Source organism: Flaviaestuariibacter flavus, assembly GCF_004337505.1.
Taxonomy (GTDB): domain Bacteria; phylum Bacteroidota; class Bacteroidia; order Chitinophagales; family Chitinophagaceae; genus Flavisolibacter; species Flavisolibacter flavus.
On sequence record NZ_SJZI01000025.1, the window covers coordinates 1 to 2,184 of the forward strand.

The window sequence follows — 2,184 nt, forward strand, 5'->3', positions numbered from 1 at the left end:
AAAAACAACAGAAGCAGCGCTCGCTGATCCGGTTTAGAAAAAAGCTCTGGGGTGATCTCTCCCGGGTAAAGAACCGGCTGAAAAGCGAGCTCCGCTTCCAGGGCATCATAGTCCCTCCCAGGTTTGACAACGCCACCTGGAGCCACAACTTCCTCGACTGGATCCAAGCCACCGCCGCAGGTGATGAAGACCTGAGGGAAACCCTGGAGCTGATGCTGGAAGAGGTGCGGGCTTTACGAGTGCTGTTGCTCAAAACTGAAAAGAAGCTGCGCGCGGTGATGCGCTCGGAGCACTACGCAAAACAAGCGACCTTGCTTCGCTCCATACCTGGCGTCGGCCCGCTCACCTCCGCCCTCTTCCTCATGGAGGTGGGAGACGTAAAGCGCTTTAAAGATGCAGACAGCCTGAACCGATTCGTAGGTCTCTGCCCCGACTCCTACAGCTCCGGGGAGCGGGAGCGCCATACGGGCCTTACCCAAAGAAGACACAACGCCCTGCGCTCGCAGCTGGTGGAATCCGCGTGGATGGCCATTACCAAGGATCCCGCCCTGCTGGAGCACTATAAGAAGTTGTGCGGGCGCATGAAGGGACCGCAGGCCATCATCCGTATCGCGAGACGACTATTAAGGAGGATGCGGGCAGTGCTGCTGTCAGAGCGGATGTACGTGCGTGGCGTAGCGGAAGGAAGCCCTGAACAAATAGAAGCACCGCTACCTCCCGAGCCTAAAAGAAGAGGGAAGGCCCGCAAGGAGTTGGCAAGCGCTTGAGCGATGGGCGTAGATTTTTTAGTAATCAAAAGGGAAACGGATTAAAAAACTAAGGGTGTCACCCTGCTTCTTTTCTGATACAGGCAATACAGAAGCACGATCTATTTGGCGGCCGACTGCTCAACATGAACTGCAACCCAGGTTGCTCTGGCACAGTCTGCAGCGGCCGCTTTTTTAAAAGGAAATATTGACTTGCAGCACCCACAACGTTAGGCTGACTGCTTATAGGAGCATGCTTCAATAAACGCTTGAAAAAGATAGTATCGGGGACCAGCCAAAAAATATTTGTTACCTCACGCAACTAATCCCTTTACATAGGAGCCCATGTTAGCAGCAGCCCGGCAAATCAAGGAGGACTGACCGCCAGTTCCGGGCTTACAAGACGCCAAACGGCGAAATAGTTACATTCGGCATGATCTTCATCGGGGTTATTTTCAGGAAGCATTTTGTAAACCTCCCTAGCACGCTTTTGAGACGTAAGGAGACCATACTGGTTCAGTTCTTCCGGAAGAAAGGTCTCATCAAAGCCACCGCAGTTGGTTAGAGGACTAATGTCAAAGTGGTAGTCCAACAAGTCGTAACCTAGGAACTCAAAGCCAGGAAGCACCTCTCCCAAGCATTCGATTTCCGGATTCATTACAACAGCCAGAATATTGCAATCAATACCGGTGACCTTAGAACGAACGTAGGAAAGCGACGTGAAAAAGCTGGTTATTACACTTTCCTCGATAACAACGAACTCCCAGAACTCATCGTCGTTGGTGTCCGGCTTGAATACCGACCCACAAAGCAAACCATCCAAACCAACGAGTTCTTTGAGCTGAGGCATGCGAGATGACTCAACGTAGAGTCTCCAACCGTCGCCATCAGCTGGCCCGAATGATTCACGAGCGGTATACCAGCACGTCATGATTGAAAGACTGTAGGGTTGCTGCTAACGACCAGGGCTTTGCGCTGTGGCCGAGAGTGAAGATAGAAATTATAGTGACTGCTCGGAGGCCATAGCGCAACAGCCCCTGTTGGCCGCTCGGCCCGCCTACAAGGCCGCCGCCCCGACGTCGAACTGTCGGAGTGCTCCCCTACCGCAACTAGCTGAGCAGGTGCGCCGCGAAGCCGCCGCCAGCCATACCACAAACCACCGCGACGGAGTTGTCCGCCAAGTTCACAGGGAAGTCGTACGCGAGACTGTTTGCGTGGCTGGAGTGTACAGCTTGCGTAGCAGGTCGCTGGAGGTCAACGAAAATGCAGGTACGGTGTCCGGCGGCTGGCAAGTCGAACGTGATGCCAAGGAGAAGTTCGTGTCCTGCTGGTCGAACCAAGGACTGGTCGGAAAGAAAAAGCTTTTGAAGAGAATTTCTGCCGCAATTAACCCGAATCGGCGGCTGGCGGCCAACGACCAGGGCTTTGCGCTGTGGCC

The 2,184-nt window shown here is 53.8% G+C and carries 3 protein-coding genes; 2 read left to right on the forward strand and 1 reads right to left on the reverse strand.

Features of this window, described 5'->3' with window-relative positions; all coding sequences use genetic code 11:
- Positions 1–767: transposase (locus tag EPD60_RS07855; RefSeq protein WP_131448497.1), on the forward strand; the 767-nt coding region annotated here is incomplete at its 5' end.
- A 346-nt stretch (positions 768–1,113) separates the two neighbouring features.
- Here EPD60_RS07855 and EPD60_RS07860 read toward each other — a convergent pair.
- Positions 1,114–1,596: a hypothetical protein gene (locus tag EPD60_RS07860; RefSeq protein ID WP_207896562.1), complete on the reverse strand. Its 483-nt coding sequence runs from the start codon at positions 1,594–1,596 to the stop codon at positions 1,114–1,116.
- Positions 1,597–1,960: 364 nt separating this feature from the next.
- Between EPD60_RS07860 and EPD60_RS07865 the strand changes: the two genes are divergently transcribed.
- Positions 1,961–2,184: hypothetical protein (locus EPD60_RS07865; RefSeq protein ID WP_165871464.1), on the forward strand; the 224-nt coding region annotated here is incomplete at its 3' end.

What these genes read in the sequence shown, in the direction of transcription:
- EPD60_RS07860 (WP_207896562.1), bottom strand. Translation starts at nt 1,596, where the DNA reads ATGCCTCAGCTCAAAGAACTCGTTGGTTTGGATGGTTTGCTTTGTGGG.